Here is a 17,055-nt window from a genome sequence, read left to right on the forward strand (position 1 = left end):
TTCGCGGCGCGAGGCCTCGAGGGGAGCCGCCCCGACGGCGCCGTACCCTGTGTGGCATGCGTCACGTCGTGGAGTCCGAGCTCGTCGCCAATGTCATCGCCGTGCACGTCGCGGCCGGCCAGTCGGTGGAGCCGGGCGACGAGGTGCTCCTGCTGGAGTCGATGAAGATGGAGATCCCGGTGCTCACCGAGGTCGCCGGCACCGTTACCGCGGTGCGGGTCGAGGCCGGTGACGTCGTCCAGGAGGGTGAGGTGCTCGTCGTCCTCGACGACTGAGCCCTTCCCCGGTGGGTACGAACCTTGGCAGGTGCGAAGGGGGGCACGGGCACGGCGAAGGGGTGCAGGCCCCTGCCCTGCACCCCTTCGCCGTGATCCGACGCGGCGTGGTCAGCCGTTGTCGTTGGAGGACCGCTTGTCCTGGTCGTCCGCCTGCGTGGTCGCCGCCTTGGCGAAGCGCTGCAGCTCGGTGGCGACGAGGTCGATCTTCTTCTTCGCCTGCTGCCAGTCGTTCTGGAACTGGTCGCTGTCGTTGCCGAGCCAGTCCTGCTTGAGCTGACCGGCGACCTTCTGCGCCTCGGAGGACTTGGCCTCGATCTCGGCAGCCTTCTTCTTGATGATGCCGGCCGACGAGCGGACGGCCTCGGTGTTCATTCCCTGCTGGACGTTAGCCATGGTGTGCTCCCCTTCGTGTGAGGTTCAGGTGGGTGATGAGTGCCTGGGGTCAGGCGTTCGAGGTGTCCTGCTGGCCGCGGGCGTTGCGCTCGACCTTCTCCGACATGTCCTGGAGGAGGCGGATGGCGGCCTCGATCTTGCCCTTGTGCTCGCCCTCCCACTCCTGGACGAACTTCTTGGAGTCCTCACCGTTCCAGTTGGTGTCGATCTCACGGACCTCCTTGTCGAGCTCCCCAGAGATCCGCTTCAGCTCGCCGGCGATCCGGTCGAGGTCGCGTCCTTCCTTCTGGACCTGCGCGACGTTCATGCCCTTCCAAGCGCTCATTCGAGCCTCCTCATCACTGTGGCGGCGGTGCCGCTGCTGCGTGGTCGGTGGTCGGCGGTACGCCGTCCCCCTGCTTGTGAGACCAACAGTAGGGACCGCTCGCGCAGAGGGGAATGGGGAGCACTCCCCATCGGAGGATCAGCGGGTGGGGAGAGCGACCTGGACGAGGTCCTGCTGCCCGCGCTGGACGACGAAGCCACGGCCCTCGGGTGCGCCGGTGGCGTTGAAGGACGGGAAGGCGCTGCGGAAGATCATCGCGGCGTCGCCGTCATCGGGGTGCAGGATCAGACCCGAGCGGGCCGCCTTGAGCAGGCCGGGCAGACCGAAGCCGGAGTTGAAGAACCCGATGTCGCCCTCGGCGATGACGAGATGATCGGCATCAAGGGCCTGCTTCACGGCCTTCTCGATCCGGTCCTCGGCCATCGAGTCGCTCAGGTCGCCCACCCGCTCGAGCACGATCGCCACCCGCCCGGTGACCTCCTCGTCCTGGTAGCGCAGGGCGAGGTCGCCGGCGGCCTCCATGATGTCGTCCTCGGAGGTCGCGGTGACCGTCCAGCCGGGGAGGTCCAGCAGGTCCGAGCGCTTGCGAAGGGTGTAGAGGTGCAGCTCGTCGACCGAGCCGGACCGGCGCAGGGACTCCACGAGGGTCGCCACCGCGGTGGTCCGCCCGCTGCCGGCCTGCCCGGTGACGACGAAGCCTCCGCGCGGGTCGACGCCGGCCGGGGCCAGGTCGCGTGAGCCGACACCGATGACGGGCAGGCCGTCGCGGGTGCGCTCGGGCAGCTCGGCCAGCTCCACGCTGTCGGTGAGGGAGCCGATGGGAGGGGCCTCATCCGCGCCGGCACGGGCCATCGTGCGGGCGAAGCCTTCGACCGCCTTGGCCTGCTCGGTGACGGTCTGGGTGCCGCCGAGGACCGCGCACTGCACCTCTCGTCCTTGGTAGAGGCCGCGACCGGGAGGAGAGTCCTGGCTGAGTACGTCCGAAGGGAGGTTGAAGGTCGCGTAGTCGTCGGCGCTGGCCATCCGCAGCACGATCCGGCTCTGCACCGCCGAGCCGAGCTGGTTGGGCAGGCCGGTGCGCTGGTCGACGGTGAGGATGAAGTGGACGCCGACCGGCCGGCCGTCGGCCAGCAGCGCCTGGAACATGTCGATCCAGTGACCCATCCGCGGCGCCTCGTAGATCTGGCGGAAGGCGACCAGCCCGTCGAGGAGGACGACGATGCGCGGCTCGTCGTGCTCCCCGGTGAGCCTGCGGTACTCGGTGACGCTCGAGGCGTTGGCCGCGCTGTAGCGGACCGCGCGCTCGTCGATCGTCTGGCGCAGCGTCCGGAGCAGGCGGGCGACCCGCTCGTGGTCACCTCCGGCGATGACGCTCCCGACGTGCGGCAGCGACTCGATCATCGACAGGCCCCGGTTGCCGAAGTCGAGGCCGTAGACGTGGCACGGACCGCCCCTGACGGTGAAGCCGGCGGCGACGGCGAAGGTGCGTAGCAACGCCGACTTGCCGGAGCCGGATGCGCCGAAGATCGCGAGGTTGCCCTCGACGTCGGGACGGAAGGCGACCGTCGGCTGCTGCTGGCGGTCGGGGTCGTCGAGCACCCCGAAGACGAGCCGGTCGTCGCGACGCTCGGTCGGGAGCGTGGCGAGGTCGTACACCTCGCTCATGTCCGGCAGCCACGGCTTGCGCGGCTCGGGGATCTCGGCCTGCACGCTCGCCGCGCTGATCGAGCCGACGAGCCGCTGGATGTCGGTCGGCCCGCGGTCCTCCTGCTCCAGCCGCAGCTGCTCCTCGGGGCTGAGCGGCGGCAGCTCCCACGCCTTCGGGGTGCCGAAGGTCAGGGTCTCGAGGAGGATCTCCGGTGCCGGCGGCGCGTCGGTCGTCCACCCCCCGGCGTAGCCGGACTGGAAGGGGATGAGCCGGCCCGGACCGGACTTGGCCATCGCCCGGCCGGGGATGGCGGGGTCGAAGAACGCGGCCTCGGCCGTCCCGAGGACGTCCTCGGAGTCGGACTCGTCGGCCATGCGAAGGGCGATCCGCAGGTTGGTGTTGGCCCGCAGGTTGTCCTTGATGACGCCCGCCGGCCGCTGGGTAGCGAGGATGAGGTGGATCCCGAGCGAACGCCCGCGCTGGGCGATGTTCACGACGCCGTCGACGAAGTCGGGCACCTCCTGGACCAGCGCGGCGAACTCGTCGACGACGATGACCAGGCTCGGTGGTGCGTCGACCTCTCCGCGACGCTCGAGCTCGACGAGGTCCTTCGCCCGATGCCGCTCGAGCAGGTGCTCCCGGTGGTGCAGCTCCGCCGAGAGGGACGCGAGCGCGCGGCGCACGAGGTGGGGGCTGAGGTCGGTGACCATCCCGACGGTGTGCGGGAGGTTGACGCAGTCGCGGAAGGCGGAGCCGCCCTTGTAGTCGACGAGGAGGAAGGTCACGCGCTGGGGTGAGTGGGCGGCGGCCATGCCGAGGATCCAGGCCTGGAGCGTCTCGGACTTGCCAGCGCCGGTCGTCCCCCCGACGAGGGCGTGCGGTCCGTCGGAGCGCAGGTCCACCGAGTACGGGCCCTGGCTGCTCTGACCGAGGATCGCTCGCAGCGAACCCGGCTTCTTCACCGGGTGTGCCGGCGCGAAGGGACCGGTGAGGATCGACCTGTTCTCTCCCCAGCGCTCGATCACCGCCGTCTCGCTCTTGGCCAGCTCGGGTCCGATCAAGGAGAGGAAGGAGACCGAGCGCGGCAGGTCCGAGTCATCGGTCACCGGAGCGCCGGCGTCGGTGGCCGAGGACATGCCCCGAGCCATCCGCAGGGCGCTCTCGGCGTCGACGCGGTCGGCCTCGACGGGGACGACGACGACGGCGTCACCGACGTAGCCGACCTCTGCGGAGCCGTCCGCGCTCACCTGCACGAAGGTCCGGCATGCGGCGGGCAGCTGGTCGGTGACCGGCGAGACCCAGACGACCGCGATGCCACGTCGGTGCGCCTCCTCCGCGAGGGTCACCAGCCGCGCCCGCCCGACCGGGGCGTCGTTCTCGATGACCAGCACCATGTGGATGCCCTGCGCGACGAGCGGCTTACCCTTCTCGGCGGCCTCGGCGGTGGCGGCCAGCTCGCTCTCGAGCTCTTCGAGCAGCGCCCCGGCGCTCTGGTTCGAGGTGGCCGTGTGCCGGGCGGTGATCGGGCTGTGCACCGACGTCACGTGAGGGAGCCACTTCAGCCACGCCCAGTCCGACGCGGTGCCGGTCGAGGTGATCGCGCCGATGACCACCTCGGCCGGGGAATGCAGCGCCGCGGCCTGCACGACGAGCGAGCGGGCCACCGCGACAGCGTGCTCGCGGGGGCCGCTGACGCCGATCGCGCCATGCAGCATCGGCTCGGCGATCACCGGCACCTCATCGACGCTGGAGAGCCCTTCCATCTGCCGGGAGAGCTCCAGCCAGGCCTCGGCCTTGCTCCGACCGATCGAGGGGAGGTTGATCGTGGACCGGCTCGGCATGCTCGCCAGCCCGAGGCGCAGCTCGAGGAAGCCCGGCTCGCCCGGGCGTCGGCTCCACATGAGCGGCAGGTGCCGCTCGGCCGCGCCGAGGCACTCCAGTGCGCTGGGGTGCTCACGGCGACGGGAGACGATCTCCTCCTCCTGGTCCTCCTCGATGTCCTCGACGAGGAAGCTCACGTCCTCGCGGAAGTCCCGCATCGCCTCCTCGAAGTCCAACCGGACGCTGCGGCGCGCCTCGTAGTTCATCGCCACGTACATCAGCGGCATCATGAGCATGAAGATCAGCGAGAAGGCCGAGCGGGTGATCGCCAGGGCGGCCAGGCCCATGAGGACCGGGACCATCATCATCGCCCAGGGCATGCGCGGCGGCTTGCCCCGCTCCGGCAGCTCGGGGAGCTCGTACTCCTTGCCCGGGTAGATCGGGTTGATCACCGGCGACCGGCTGAAGGCGAGGGTCCCCCCTTCGGCCCGGGTCACCGACGCGGCCACCCCGGTGCCGGACACCGCGACGGTGGTCTCACCGAGGGAGAGCACGTCCCCGTCGCCGAGCACGGCGCGGTCGACCTGCTCGTCGCTGACGAGGATGCCGTTGGAGCTACCGAGGTCGGCCACCTCGATCTGGTCGGCCACGACGAGCTTGGCGTGCCGGCGCGAGACCGACTGGTCGCTCAGCTGGACCTCGCAGCTGCGGCCCCGGCCGATGTAGGCGGTACCCGCCGCGAGGGGGTACTCCCTCCCTTCGTCCGGGCCGGAGAGGACGCGGACCCTCGCGACGACTCGGTGCGGGTCGGCGTAGCCGGCGGTCCGCCGGGTGATCGAGACCCGGGAACCGGACTGCAAGCCGCTCTCCGACACCGTCGCCCTGGGGTCGACCGCACGGTGGCTCTCGTCGACGAGCGCGAGCGTGTGCTCGCCGGTCTGCAGGCCCGGACGGGACCCGCCGGCCGGGTGCACCGCCACGAGGTGGTCGGCCAGCTGGCCGACCGTGGTCTGGGAGTCCAGCGTGACCGCGAGGTCGGTCGGGTCGCCGGACCCCTCGAGCGTCAGCTTGAGCTTCATCGCGCGACCTCCGGCAGCGAGGTCGGGCGGGGGCGGCGGCGCCGCCCGATCCGCTCTGAGGCGAAGAGGGGACGCGGGTCGATGTCGGAGCGCAGCCGCTGCCAGGTCGAGGCATCGGCCCGCATCGACCGGCGGACCTCCTCGGCCTGCACCCGGTACTCCTCCACCGCCTCGGCGGCGGGGTCGCCGGGACCGAAGACGAAGGCGTTGCCGCGGGCGGCGAGCGCCGGGGCCTGGTCGGACGGCAGGGACCTCGCCTGCTCGAGGCTGGTCCCAGCGTGCGGCACCTCGACACCGAGGGTGCGGGCCTCGGTCACGAGGTCCGCCCAGATGTGAGCGGCGCGCGACGCCGTGGGTCCGGTGCTCGCCCGCTTGCGGCGGCGGCGCCGCTTCAGGCCTCGGATCGAGGCGTAGAGCAGCAGGAGGAGGAGCGCGGGCAGCAGGAGGCCGAGGACGAGGACCTGCAGCCAGAGCGGCCAGGTGGAGGGGTCGAGCGGGTTGCGGGTCTTCTTCTTGCGCAGGTCGGTGTCGTTCTGCGCCTGCTCGGGTCCCTGCAGCACGCTCGGCGGGTTGACCCCGGCCGGCGGCGGCACCTGGGCGCCGACCCGCTCCTCCTCGGTCTGGATCTGCTGCTGCTTGGGCTTCTTGTTGCGGTCCGGGACGAAGGTCTCGGGCATCATCGCCACCCACCCGTCGGGCGTCTCCACCTCCACCCACGCGTGGACGTGCTGGCCCTTGACCACCCCACCCTCGGGCACGACCGCGCCCATGACGACGCGCGCCGGCATGCCGAGGCGGTTGGCGGCCAGGGCGAGCGTGGCCGCGAACTGCTCGTCGTTGCCGGCGAGCTGGGAGCTACCGACGAAGCGGGCCAGCCGCCCGGTCGAGTGACCGCCGAGGTAGACCTTCTCGTAGGAGTTCTCGGTCCCGCCGTCGGTGTAGGCGCCCTCGCGGCTCATGTAGCCGGCGATCTGCCGCAGCTGGGGCCAGCCACCGGCGGCGTCACCGCTCCACAGGTCGACCTTGCCGTCGAGATAGCTCGCGTCGTACCCCTCGACGAGGGACCCGCTCTCGACCGGCACCCCCTCGGGCAGCTCGGTCGGCGGCGCAGGGTCGACGAGCGCGGTCATCGTGTACCGGTCGCCGGGCTGCAGGCCGGCGGGGACCAGCGCGGTCTCGGTGTCGACGTTGAGCCACATCTGCTCACTCAGCTCGCGCGCCCGCGGTCCGGCGAACTCGACCCCGCGCAGGGTGCCGGCCGTGGGCAGCCAGACATCGCTGAACCCCCCGTCGGGCACGGTCACCGTCACCTCACGCTCCTCACCGGGCCCCTCGGCAGCGATCCGGGTGCCGACCTGCTGGAAGGCGGCCCCGGGGTCGCCCGACCCCTCCTCGGCACGGTTTCCCGCGCCCCAGGCGGACCCGTCGTAGCGGTCAAGGGTGGCGATGCGCAGGGTCTGCCCGGCGCTCAGCCCCTCGACCTCGAGGAGCGGCCGGTCGTAGAGGTCGGCGAGGTTGGGCTCGGTGTACTGGCGGTAGCCGCTCAGCGGGCTGGGGTACTGAGCGATGTCGAAGGGGGGTTCGAGCTGGGACCGCGCGACGGTCCGGGCCTGCGCGCCGTCGCGGCCGGGCAGCAGCGGACCGAGGAGGGTCGCGGCGAGGGCGGCGACCGTGGCGAGCGCGAGCGCGGTGACGAGCCGTGCGCGGTGACCGGCGCCGTTCTGCAGCGGAGTACGGGTGCGGCGGTCTCGCAGCACCAGCCAGGTGAGGAGGACGAGGACGAGGAGTGCGCCCTGGACGAGGGTGCCGGCCGGCGCGAGCGTCCCGAGGACGATCGAGGCGGCGATCACGGCGAGCACCACGGCCGAGAGGATCCACGGCCGGCGCGTCGTGCGGGCCACGCTGTACAGCACGGCGCTGGCGACCAGCCCGACGATCAGGGGCAGCGCGACGAGCGGGCCACGGGCGTCGACCGGGGGCATCATCGTCAGCCATCGCTTCCACCCCGACACCGCGGCGCCGATGAGGTCGGCGAAGGTCTGCCCGGAGGGGATCACCCCGCCGATGAGGTCTTGGCGCACGGCGAGCGGACCGCCAAGGAGGAGGTAGACGAGCACCAGGCCGGCCACCGTGACCACCGCCGGCCAGCGGTGGCTCACGACGACGTGGGTCACGAGCAGCCCGAGCACCGCGCCACCAGCCGCGGCCAGGACCCACTGCCACCCGATGAAGCCGGTGCGCAGACCGACCAGGGCGATGGCGGTCACGACCGCGCTCATCGCGAGGTCGACGAGCCCGTCGCGGTCGAGGGCGTATCGCCCGGCGAAGCGGGCAGCCCGGTCGCGGGCGCCCGCACGCTCCTGCGGGATCCACTGCTCGCGCACGGTGGGGATCGGGCTGCTCACGCCGCCACCCCGCTCACGAGGACACGGCGTAGGTCGACCAGCTCACCGATGGTCAGGACGGTCAGGCCGGCGACCTGCTGCACCGACGGCTTGGTGCCACGGTCGACGACGATGACGAGGCGGGCGACCTCCGGCCCGAACTGGCCGAGCGCCCGCTGGGACTCCACGAAGGGCCGCCCCGATCCGGTGACGACGGCCGCCACGCTCGCGTCGGGGGCCAGGGCCGCCGCCTCGGCCACGCTGGCGAAGAGGTCGACCGGGCCGACCATGGCCCGCGACAGCGTGTCCAGCAGCAGGGGTGCGGTGGTCCGTGAGGCCTGCTGGTCGTTGCAGACCACGGTGCCGTCCTGGTCGTCCATGATCGAGCGGACGATCAGGCTGGCCGCGACCTCGATGGCGAGCTCGACCCCTTCGTCCCCGTCCCGGTACACCCAGCCGGTGGTGTCGACGACGACCGCGAGGTGCGCGCGTCGGGTGTCGAGGAACTGGCGCACCATGAGGACGCCGGTCTTGGCCGAGGACCGCCAGTGGACGTGGCGCAGGTCGTCGCCCGGCTCGTACTCACGCAGCGCGTGGAAGGCGAGATCGGAGCTGGAGATGTCCTGGGTGCTCTGCCCCTCGAGGTCCCGGAGCAACCCGTGCGCATGGCTGTCGAGCGGGATCGTGCGCGGGTGCACGAAGAGCTCGGTCTGGTCGGTCCAGTGCAGGACCCGGCGGACCAGGCCGAAGGGGTCTCCCTGGACCGTGCGGGCCGGGCCGACCGGGATGACCCCGCGCCGCTGGGTGGGGACGACGAAGATCTCCTCGTGCACCTCGCCGCTGCGCAGGCTCGGCATGGTGAACCGCGCGTCCGAGCGCCCGACGGGCAGCTCGACGACGATCGGGAGGAGGGGCACCTTGCCTTCGTTCTCGATGTCGATCCGTCCCGTCGCCGGGTCGCCGACGGTCACCCGCCGCGGGTCGACGACGGTCTCGATCCGCACCCGCGTCCGGCCCTGGGCCAGGACCACGCAGGCCAGCACGAGCGCGAGGCAACCGGCGGCGACCATCGTCAGCTCGACCCACTGGTACCGCGCGCCGAGCCACCACGCGAGGACGCCGAGGCCGGCGATGGTCCACCCGAGCGCCGAGACCCAGCGAAGGGCGGTGGCCACCGGGGACCACCAGGGCCGGGTCCGCTCGGTGACCGGCGCGAGGCGGTCGCCGATCACCCTTCGCGCACCGGTCAGGCTCTGCGACACCTCCGCGGGCAGGGTGATCCGCGGGATGGTGATGCTCGGCAGCGACGGTCCTCGGCGGCGTGGCTGCTGGGCCTGGGCCATCTGCTCGGCGCGCTGACGCTGCTTGTCCTCCCGAGGTGGGCGGGCAACGGATTCGCCCGAGTCCGCCGGCCCGCGGCGTCGCCGCAGCTTCTCCCTACTCGTCGTCGACTCCTCGACCTCCGGCTGCGACTGACCCAGCCGAGCACGCGGCCGGGTCATCGTCGGGTCGTCCGGGTCGGGGGTGCTCACGTCGTCACGGGGCCGCCACCCGGTCCGCGGGCGCGGGGACCTGGGTGAGCAGCTGATCGATGACCTGCTGGACGGTGATCTCGGCGAACTGCGCCTCGGCGGTGAGGAGCAACCGGTGGTTCATCACCGGCTCGGCGAGCAGCTTCACGTCGTCGGGGATGACGTGGTCCCGGCCCTGGCTGAGCGCCCAGGTCTTGGCCACCCGGACGAAGGCGAGGCAGCCACGCACCGACAGCCCGAGCCGGACGCTGGGGTGGCGGCGCGACTCCTCGGCGATGCGGGAGACGTACGCGAGGATCGCGGGGTCGACGTGGACCTCGTCGGCGAGCGCGGCCATGTCGCCCACCACCGCGGAGGTGACGACGGGGGAGAGACCGGCTGCGCGGTCCCTGTTCTTCGCGTCGGCGAGGACCGCCATCGTCGCCTCGTGGTCCGGGTACCCGAGCGTGGTCTTCATGAGGAAGCGGTCGAGCTGGGCCTCCGGCAGCCGGTAGGTCCCGGCCTGCTCGATGGGGTTCTGGGTCGCGATGACCATGAAGGGGTCGCCGACGTCGTGGGGGGTCCCGTCGACCGTGACCCGGCCCTCCTCCATGACCTCGAGCAGGGCCGACTGGGTCTTCGGCGACGCACGGTTGATCTCGTCGGCGAGGACGATCGTGGCGAAGATCGGGCCCGGGTGGAAGGTGAACTCGTGCTTGTCCTGGTCGTAGACGGTCACCCCGGAGACGTCGCTCGGCAGCAGGTCGGGGGTGAACTGGATTCGGCTGTTGGTGCCCTGCACCGTCCCAGCGATGGACCGGGCCAGCTGGGTCTTGCCCGTGCCGGGAAAGTCCTCGAGGAGGAGGTGGCCCTCGGAGAGCATGCAGGTCAGCGCGAGCCGCACGACGTGCTCCTTGCCGACGACGGCCTGAGCGACGTTGCCGACGAGCTGGTCAAAGGTCTGGGCGAACCAGGAGGCCTGGTCGTGGGTGACGGTCATCGTGTCTCTCTTCCGCACACAGCGTGTGTTGTTAGGGCCGCAACAATGGTCGCCGAGCCTCGTCGACGTCTCATCATCGCCACGGATGCCACCCCGAGGTGACCGTGCCTGATGGTCCGCCGAAAAGCTGGATCCTGATGGTTGAGTTGTTCGTGGTCAGCCCGCACATATTCGGCCCGCTCCATCTCCAGGAGGTCGGACCGGTCACCGTCACGACGTTAGAACGCGAGTAGAAGGGCTCGCCGTTGTCGTTGTTGGCCCAGCACCGCAATCCGTACTGACCGGCCTTCATGTCGCGGAGAGTAAATCGAGGGCGATGACACCGGTAGTTGTTCTTGCACGCGTCGGTCGCTCCGAGGAACACCTCCCCCATGGAGACCGAGGGGATAGCGGGTTGTGCCGGAGCCTGAGCAGATCTGCCGCTCTCCTCGTGCCACGGAGACCAACCCGCTGCCGAGTAGTTGCGCACGCGGATCCGCACCGTCCGGTCATACCCTCCGGCGTCGACGGTGATGGTCCCTGAGGACGCACCTCGGTCCACCGTGCGACGAGCGCCCGCAGGCTCGAGGATCTCGACCTGCTGGCGGGTCAAGGGTCTGCCGTTGGCGTGGTTGACCCACGAGAAGCTCACCTTGGTGCTGTTCTTGGAGTTGGCCCAACCTGCACCGCTGCCCGTCGTCGGCGCGCGGGTCGGCCCGTAGACCGTGTACTGATTCGACCGGGCCGCGCTGCTCGCCTTGCCGGCGGCGTTGACCGCGGTGACGGTCACCGTCTCCGGACTCTCCGCGGCGGACGCCGACGAGAGGGCCGGTGAGCCGATGACGACCTGACCGGAGCACGGTCCGCAGGTGCGCGTGCCGCTCCGACCGGACGAGGTCTGCCACCGGATCTGGGAGTAGCCGGAGGAACGGGACGACCCGAGGGTAACCACCCAGCGCGCCTTGTAGTCCGCGCTCGGTGTGCTCGCGGTCACCTTCGGCGTCTGCGGGATCCCGTTGGAGGAGAAGGACGCCGGGTTGGCCATCGGCGAGGTCTTGTCGGCGCCGTTGGTCGCGGTGACGACGAAGTCGTAGGTCTTGCCGTCGTAGGGGACGGTAGTGCTCGCGGTGCGCGCGTTCGGCGAGGTCGTCGTGACCTGCGCCCACGACCCGCCCTTGGCCCGGCGGTAGAGGGTGTACCGCGTGAGGTCTGGCCCGTTGGCGCTGACCGCGGGCCAGGAGATCTGCAGGGAGGCGGAGTTGTCCGCCGCCGTCGCGCCGCGCGCCGTGACCTTCGGCGCCGGAACCGCCGCGGGGGTGCCGGCGGACTGCATCCGCACCGAGGAGCTGAACGGCCCGGCGCCTGCCTTGTTGACCGCCTGGACCTGGACATTCTGCACCTGGTTGTTGTCCAGGCCGGAGATCCGTACCGGACCGGTGGACGGCGCACCCGTGGACTGGGTCCGTACCCGACCGGCGGCATCGACCGCCCGGACCGTGTAGCGCACCGGGTCCGATCCCTTGTTCTGCACCCCAGACCACGAGACCTCGACGAAGCCGTCGCCGCGCCCGGTCATCCGCACCCCGGTCACCGCTCCCGGCCGCGTGTCCGGGGTGACCGGGTTGGAGGCCTTGCTGCGCTCCCCTTCGCCGACGCTGGTCACCGCGCGCACCGTGAAGGTGTACTCCTGGCCGTTGGTCAGACCGGTGATGGTGCACGGGCTGGCCTGGCAGGTCGTGGATCCGCCGTCCCACTCGACGCGGTACTCCGAGACCCGGGCGCCGCCGGTGTACTCCGGCGGTGCGAAGCGGACGCTGGCCTGGCTGCCGGTGTCGCGGTCGGCGCTGGCCGACACCGCGGTCGGCGCCGAGGGCGTGCCAAGCATCGTGACCCTCGCCCGGCCCTCTGCCTGGCGGTCCGGTCCGTCGGAGACGACGAGGCCGATCGTGCCGGTCCGCGAGGGGCGCTCCCCTGCGGTCACGGTGAGCTCGCACCCCGAGGACGTGGCCTTCAGGCCCTCCCCGGACTCCACCGCCGCGGCCTCGATCGTGCACGCCGGGTCCTCCAGGGGCGACTCGAGGTAGCCGCGCAGGTCGATGGTCTGGCTCTCGCCGGCCTCGAGCCCCTCGATGCTCACCGGGCGTAGGCGCGGCATCGGCACCTGAGGCTCCGGCTCGTCCTCCTCCTGCTCGTTCTCGTCCTGCTCCTCATCGGACTCGTCCTCCTCGGGCTCCTGCGGGACGACCCGGACCCCGATCTGGCCCGCCTCGGCGTCCGGTGCCCCCTTCGCCCGGACGGTGAGCTGGCCCTGGCCACCGGGGGCGTCGGCGTCGGCGCGCAGCAGGACCCGACGCCCGCCGTCGTCCTGCTGCTCCATCTGCACGCCGGCTGGCTCGGACTCCCAGTCGGCCTCGAACTCCGCGTCGGCGAGGTTGGTCCCGATGGGCACCCAGGCGTGGCACAGCGAGGGGATGTCGAGGTCACGCGCACGGCCCGCGGCGTAGAGCGTGACGTCGAAGCCGACGGGGCAGCGGAGCAGCGGGATCTGCGGCCCGACCTGGACGGGGATCGTCACGTAGGCGGTGCCGAAGTCCTTCTTCTCCTCGGTGGACTGGGCGTCGGTCTGCTGGTCGGACACCTCGAGCATCAGCGCAGCCGGGCCGACGTAGCCGTTGCGGCTGGTCAGCTCGATCGAGTCGGTACCGGTCACCTCGGCGGTGAGGTGGTCCTGGGGCGAGGTGCTCACCGTGGCGGCAGCGGTGATCTTCACCGGCCGGTCGCGGGGAGACTTCACGTAGTCCCCGATGCTCACCTGCTCGGTGGAGTCGGCGTCCATCCCGATGACCTTGTCCGGCACGAGGAAGGGCTTGCCGTCGTCGCCGGTCGGGACGTAGATGAGTGCCATCGCCTCGGCGTCGTCGGCGTCGGTGATCACGTAGGGCACGACGTGCGGGTGGTCGAGGACCTGCACCCGCACCTGGTTGCCCTCGACGCTCGCGTGCTCGGAGAGAACGCGGTCCACCGAGAGCTGGGCGGAGGTCGAGTCGATGTCGTAGTCGTTGTCCAGCACGTCGACCACGGCGCTGGTCTGGTCCTTCTTCGGGCGGGCGACGTCGTCCACGGCCGTCGGGGGGTTGACCCATCCCTCCTGCCCGCGGACGAGCACGCTGGCGCGGGACGGGTCGAAGATGCCGTTGTCGATCCCGTAGGTCATCTGGTGCACCGGGGCGCCCTCGTCCGGCGCCGTGGTGCGGACCTCGTAGGTCTCGGTGTCGACCGACCACCCCTCGAGGGCTTCGGCCGTGTTGAGCTCCTCGTACTCGACGTTGACCGGGTCACCACGGGCGATGAGGTCGTTCTTCAGCACCGACACGTTGACGGTGCGTCCCGGCTGGGCCACGACCTCGTCGAGCACCGCCACCGGCGGCTGGGGATCGCCGGGCTGGACCACCCCGACCCGGACGAAACCCTGGCTGCGTGCCCCGAACCGATCAACCACCTCGTAGGTGATGACCTCGGTGCCGGCCGACCGGGGGTAGGCCTCGTAGACGATCGTCGAGGCGCCGACCGTGGTGATCCGGCCCTGGGTCAGATCGATGGTGTCCCCGCCCTCACCCACGATCCCGTTGATCGTCACGGTGTCGCCGTCGGGGTCGACGCCAGAGGTGGGCACGGTGATCGTCAGCCGCTCCCCGGCGACGACGCTCGCCGAGAACGACCGGGCCGACGGGCCGCGGTTGGGGCTCACCTCGGTGGGGTCGGGGTTGACCTGCACCCGGACCCGCGCACTCTGCGCGAGCGAGGTGACCCCTTCGGGCTGGGCGGCGTACTCGAGCACCACGCTGCGCTGCTCGGTGACCCGGGACGGAGGGACGTAGCGCACGAGGTTGCCGGAGGTGAAGGCGTCGCCCTCGCCGTCGACCACCTTGACGCTTCCGGGCACCACGGTCAGCGGCACACCGGAGGCCATCGTGTCGTTGTCTAGGACGGGGATCGTGACGGTGTCACCGGCCCGAACCACGGCCTCGTCGTCCTCGACGACCGGTAGCTCGGTGTCCAGCGCCGGCTTCTGGACCACGCTGATCGTCGCGGTCGCGGTCTTGCTGCCGTCGCTGACCGTGTATCGCACCTTGCCGGTGCGAGGCTCTCCGCCGCTCTCCAGCGGCACGGGCGAGAGGGCCTCGAGGCGCACCCACCTGCCCTGGTAGATCGTCGGGCGGAGCCACGAGCTCGCCCCGACGATGTCGACAGACTTCGTCACGAGGACGTCGGCCCGGGGGCTGTAGTCGTTGGCGAGGACGTCGACCATCGTCGGTGCCTGGTCACGCACGGTCGCCGTGTCCGGGATCGCGACGGGGGGCACGTCCTTGTCGGGGGCCGCCTCAACGTCGAGCCGGATCCGACCGGAGCTCACTCCGCCCCCGACCCGTCCGGCGTAGGACAGCTCCTGCACCCCCGCGGTGTTCGGGGTGATCGTCACGACGCCGGTGTCCAGATCGGTGTCGACCGTGAGGTCGCCCTTGCCGGTGATCTCCGAGGCCAGCTGCAGGGTCGCGTCCGGGTCGGATGGGTCCGCGCCCGGGACATCGTTGGCCAGGGGCTCGATCTGCACCGGCTTGCCCACCACGGCGCGGACCACGTCAGGCTGGGTCTTCGGCGCGACGAGCTCCCCGTCGACCGGGTCGAGGACGGTGAGCTTCGCCTCCCCCTTCGCCCGACCTCCACGCCCGTCGTCCACGGCGTACTCGACCGTGCGCTTGCCCGTCTCGTCCGACCCGACCACGGTCAGCTTGCCGCTGCCGTCGACCGTCGACCCTGGGTCGGTCGCCTCGAGCGTCACCGGGTCGGACTCGGGGTCGCGCCAGTCGCCCAGGGCCGAGACCTCGACCTGCTTACCGGGCAGGACCGGGTAGGTCGTCTCGCTGAGGGTCTTCTTCCCGGGACGGAGCGCCGGCGGGTTGTTCACGTCGTCTCCCACGACGCTCACCCGCACGACGGCCTTCTCGGAAGTGGCCTTGCCGTTGTTGACCTTGTAGCTGAGCTCGAAGGAGGAGCCGGCCGCGTCCTGGGCCACGGCGACGTCGACGCTCTGGCTGTCGCCGGAGACCGAGGCCGAGGCCTTGTCGCCCGAGGGCTGGGTGAGGTCCTTCGGCGCGATCGCGAGGATCGCCCCGCTGGAGTCGGAGTCGTTGTCGAGGACGTGCAGCTTGCTCGTCGTCCCGGCCCGGACGGTCAGGTTGTCCGGCTCGGCCTTGGGGGGCTGCTTGAGCAGCTCGTCGTTGACGAGGTTCTCGTCCTTGTTCTTCGTGTCGTCCTTGCGCTTGGGCTGGACAAGGCTGTCCCAGTTGTCGATGCGCTCCGGGGCCTGCGAGAGGTCCCACACGCCTCCGGTGTCGAGGTCGTTGAGGACCAGCTGGCGCCGGTTCTGACGGAACTTCACCCCGGCACGCACCTCATCCCCCTTCGGCCGCTCCAGCTCGACCGTCGCGGACGGCGCGGCGTCCTCGCCGTCCTGCGCCTCCTGGCCCGCACAGTCCGCCCCGTAGTAGACCCGCTCGTTCGCCGCCCAGGCCGCGTGCAGGCACCCGCCGGAGACGACCGGACGGGTCACCTTCGCCGCCGCACCGGCCGTGCGGTCGGTCAGCTGCACCCCCGCGCCGACCGAGGCGTCGCCGATCGGCACCCGGACCGCCTGGGCCTGCCCGGCGATCCCCACCGCGTCGGCCCGGGAACCCGGCACCTGGAGGGCCGCGTAGGCCATGCCCCCCTCGTCGGTAACCCCACCCCCGGCTCCGGTGATCGCCTCGTCCCGGCCCTTGACGTGCACCGCGTCCTCGGTGGGGTCGTAGACCACCCAGGTGCTGCCGACCGCCGAGATGTCGACCGCCTTGGCCTGCAAGCCGTCGATGGTCTCGGTCGTTGGCTTGCCCAGCTCGCCGTCGGTGACCGGGATCGTCGCGACCTTGCCGGTCTCCCCGGACACGGCGTGCACCGCCCCGTCGACCCCCACCGCGAGCGCCGCGACACCGCCCACCGTCACCGCGGGCTTGCCCGAGGTGCTCAGACCCGCGAGGTCGCGGACCCCGGTCGCGGGGTCGAAGCGGGCCGCCCAGACCTTGCCGCTCTTGGGCTCGACCATCGCCACCGTGCCACCGCGCATGTCCACGGTCGAGGGCTCGTAGACCCTCAGCTCGGTGCCGGAGGAGGCTGCCGGGGCCGCTGTCGAGCTCGTCGAGGCCTGAGCCGTCCGGGTGTCGATGGGGACCAGCTGGTTGCCGGCGGCGACGCCCAGCACGGCGTCCTCGTCCTGGAGGACGTCGATCGAGGTGTCCTCGGCGACATCGGCGGAGACCCCGGCGTCGAGCTGCTTGATCGCAGTGTTCAGGCGCCCGAACCGAGCCTGCTGCGCGGAGGTGACCCAGACCCCGCCGTCGTCGAGGTCGCTGCGGTGGACCGTCTCACCCTCGGAGCGCACCGCTGCATACGTCAGCCCACCCGCGACGAGCGCGACAGCGGTCGCCGAGGCGATGGTGCGGGTCCGACCGCTCCCCTGCCGCGCGCCCTGCTCGCGCGCCGCCCTCGTGCTCATGAGGGACTCATCCTCCTGCTGTCACCATGCGCGATGACCAACCCGCGC

8 protein-coding genes are annotated in these 17,055 nt (G+C 71.5%); 1 reads left to right on the forward strand and 7 read right to left on the reverse strand.

Going from position 1 to position 17,055, the window contains the following annotated elements:
* The first annotated feature begins 56 nt into the window (after window positions 1–56).
* Complete coding sequence (locus FB557_RS00340; protein WP_144854607.1) at window positions 57–275, forward strand: biotin/lipoyl-binding carrier protein; 219 nt, start codon at window positions 57–59, stop codon at window positions 273–275.
* 111 nt (window positions 276–386) lie between these two features.
* On the opposite strand, the gene FB557_RS00345 is transcribed toward FB557_RS00340, so the two are convergent.
* From FB557_RS00345 to FB557_RS00375, 7 genes are all read right to left on the reverse strand, one after another.
* Window positions 387–671: a WXG100 family type VII secretion target gene (locus tag FB557_RS00345; RefSeq protein ID WP_144854609.1), complete on the reverse strand. Its 285-nt coding sequence runs from the start codon at window positions 669–671 to the stop codon at window positions 387–389.
* A gap of 49 nt (window positions 672–720) precedes the next feature.
* Complete coding sequence (locus FB557_RS00350; protein WP_144854611.1) at window positions 721–996, reverse strand: WXG100 family type VII secretion target; 276 nt, start codon at window positions 994–996, stop codon at window positions 721–723.
* A 138-nt stretch (window positions 997–1,134) separates the two neighbouring features.
* Complete coding sequence (locus FB557_RS00355; protein WP_144854613.1) at window positions 1,135–5,544, reverse strand: type VII secretion EssC family protein; 4,410 nt, start codon at window positions 5,542–5,544, stop codon at window positions 1,135–1,137.
* Entirely contained in the window at window positions 5,541–7,949 is a 2,409-nt protein-coding gene (locus FB557_RS00360; RefSeq protein WP_144854615.1) for a transglutaminaseTgpA domain-containing protein, read from the reverse strand. Before FB557_RS00360 ends, FB557_RS00355 begins: the two co-directional genes overlap by 4 nt.
* Window positions 7,946–9,460 (reverse strand): DUF58 domain-containing protein, encoded by a 1,515-nt coding sequence (locus FB557_RS00365; RefSeq protein WP_246074254.1) that lies wholly within the window; start codon window positions 9,458–9,460, stop codon window positions 7,946–7,948. The genes FB557_RS00360 and FB557_RS00365 overlap by 4 nt, the downstream gene beginning before the upstream one ends.
* 4 nt (window positions 9,461–9,464) lie before the next feature.
* Window positions 9,465–10,439: an AAA family ATPase gene (locus FB557_RS00370; RefSeq protein ID WP_144854617.1), complete on the reverse strand. Its 975-nt coding sequence runs from the start codon at window positions 10,437–10,439 to the stop codon at window positions 9,465–9,467.
* A 73-nt stretch (window positions 10,440–10,512) separates the two neighbouring features.
* A complete protein-coding gene (locus FB557_RS00375; protein WP_144854620.1) occupies window positions 10,513–17,007 on the reverse strand; it encodes an Ig-like domain-containing protein in 6,495 nt (2,164 codons plus the stop codon).
* Window positions 17,008–17,055 lie beyond the last annotated feature (48 nt).

Origin of the sequence: Marihabitans asiaticum, from assembly GCF_007828725.1 — a bacterium.
Taxonomy (GTDB): Bacteria; Actinomycetota; Actinomycetes; order Actinomycetales; family Dermatophilaceae; genus Marihabitans; species Marihabitans asiaticum.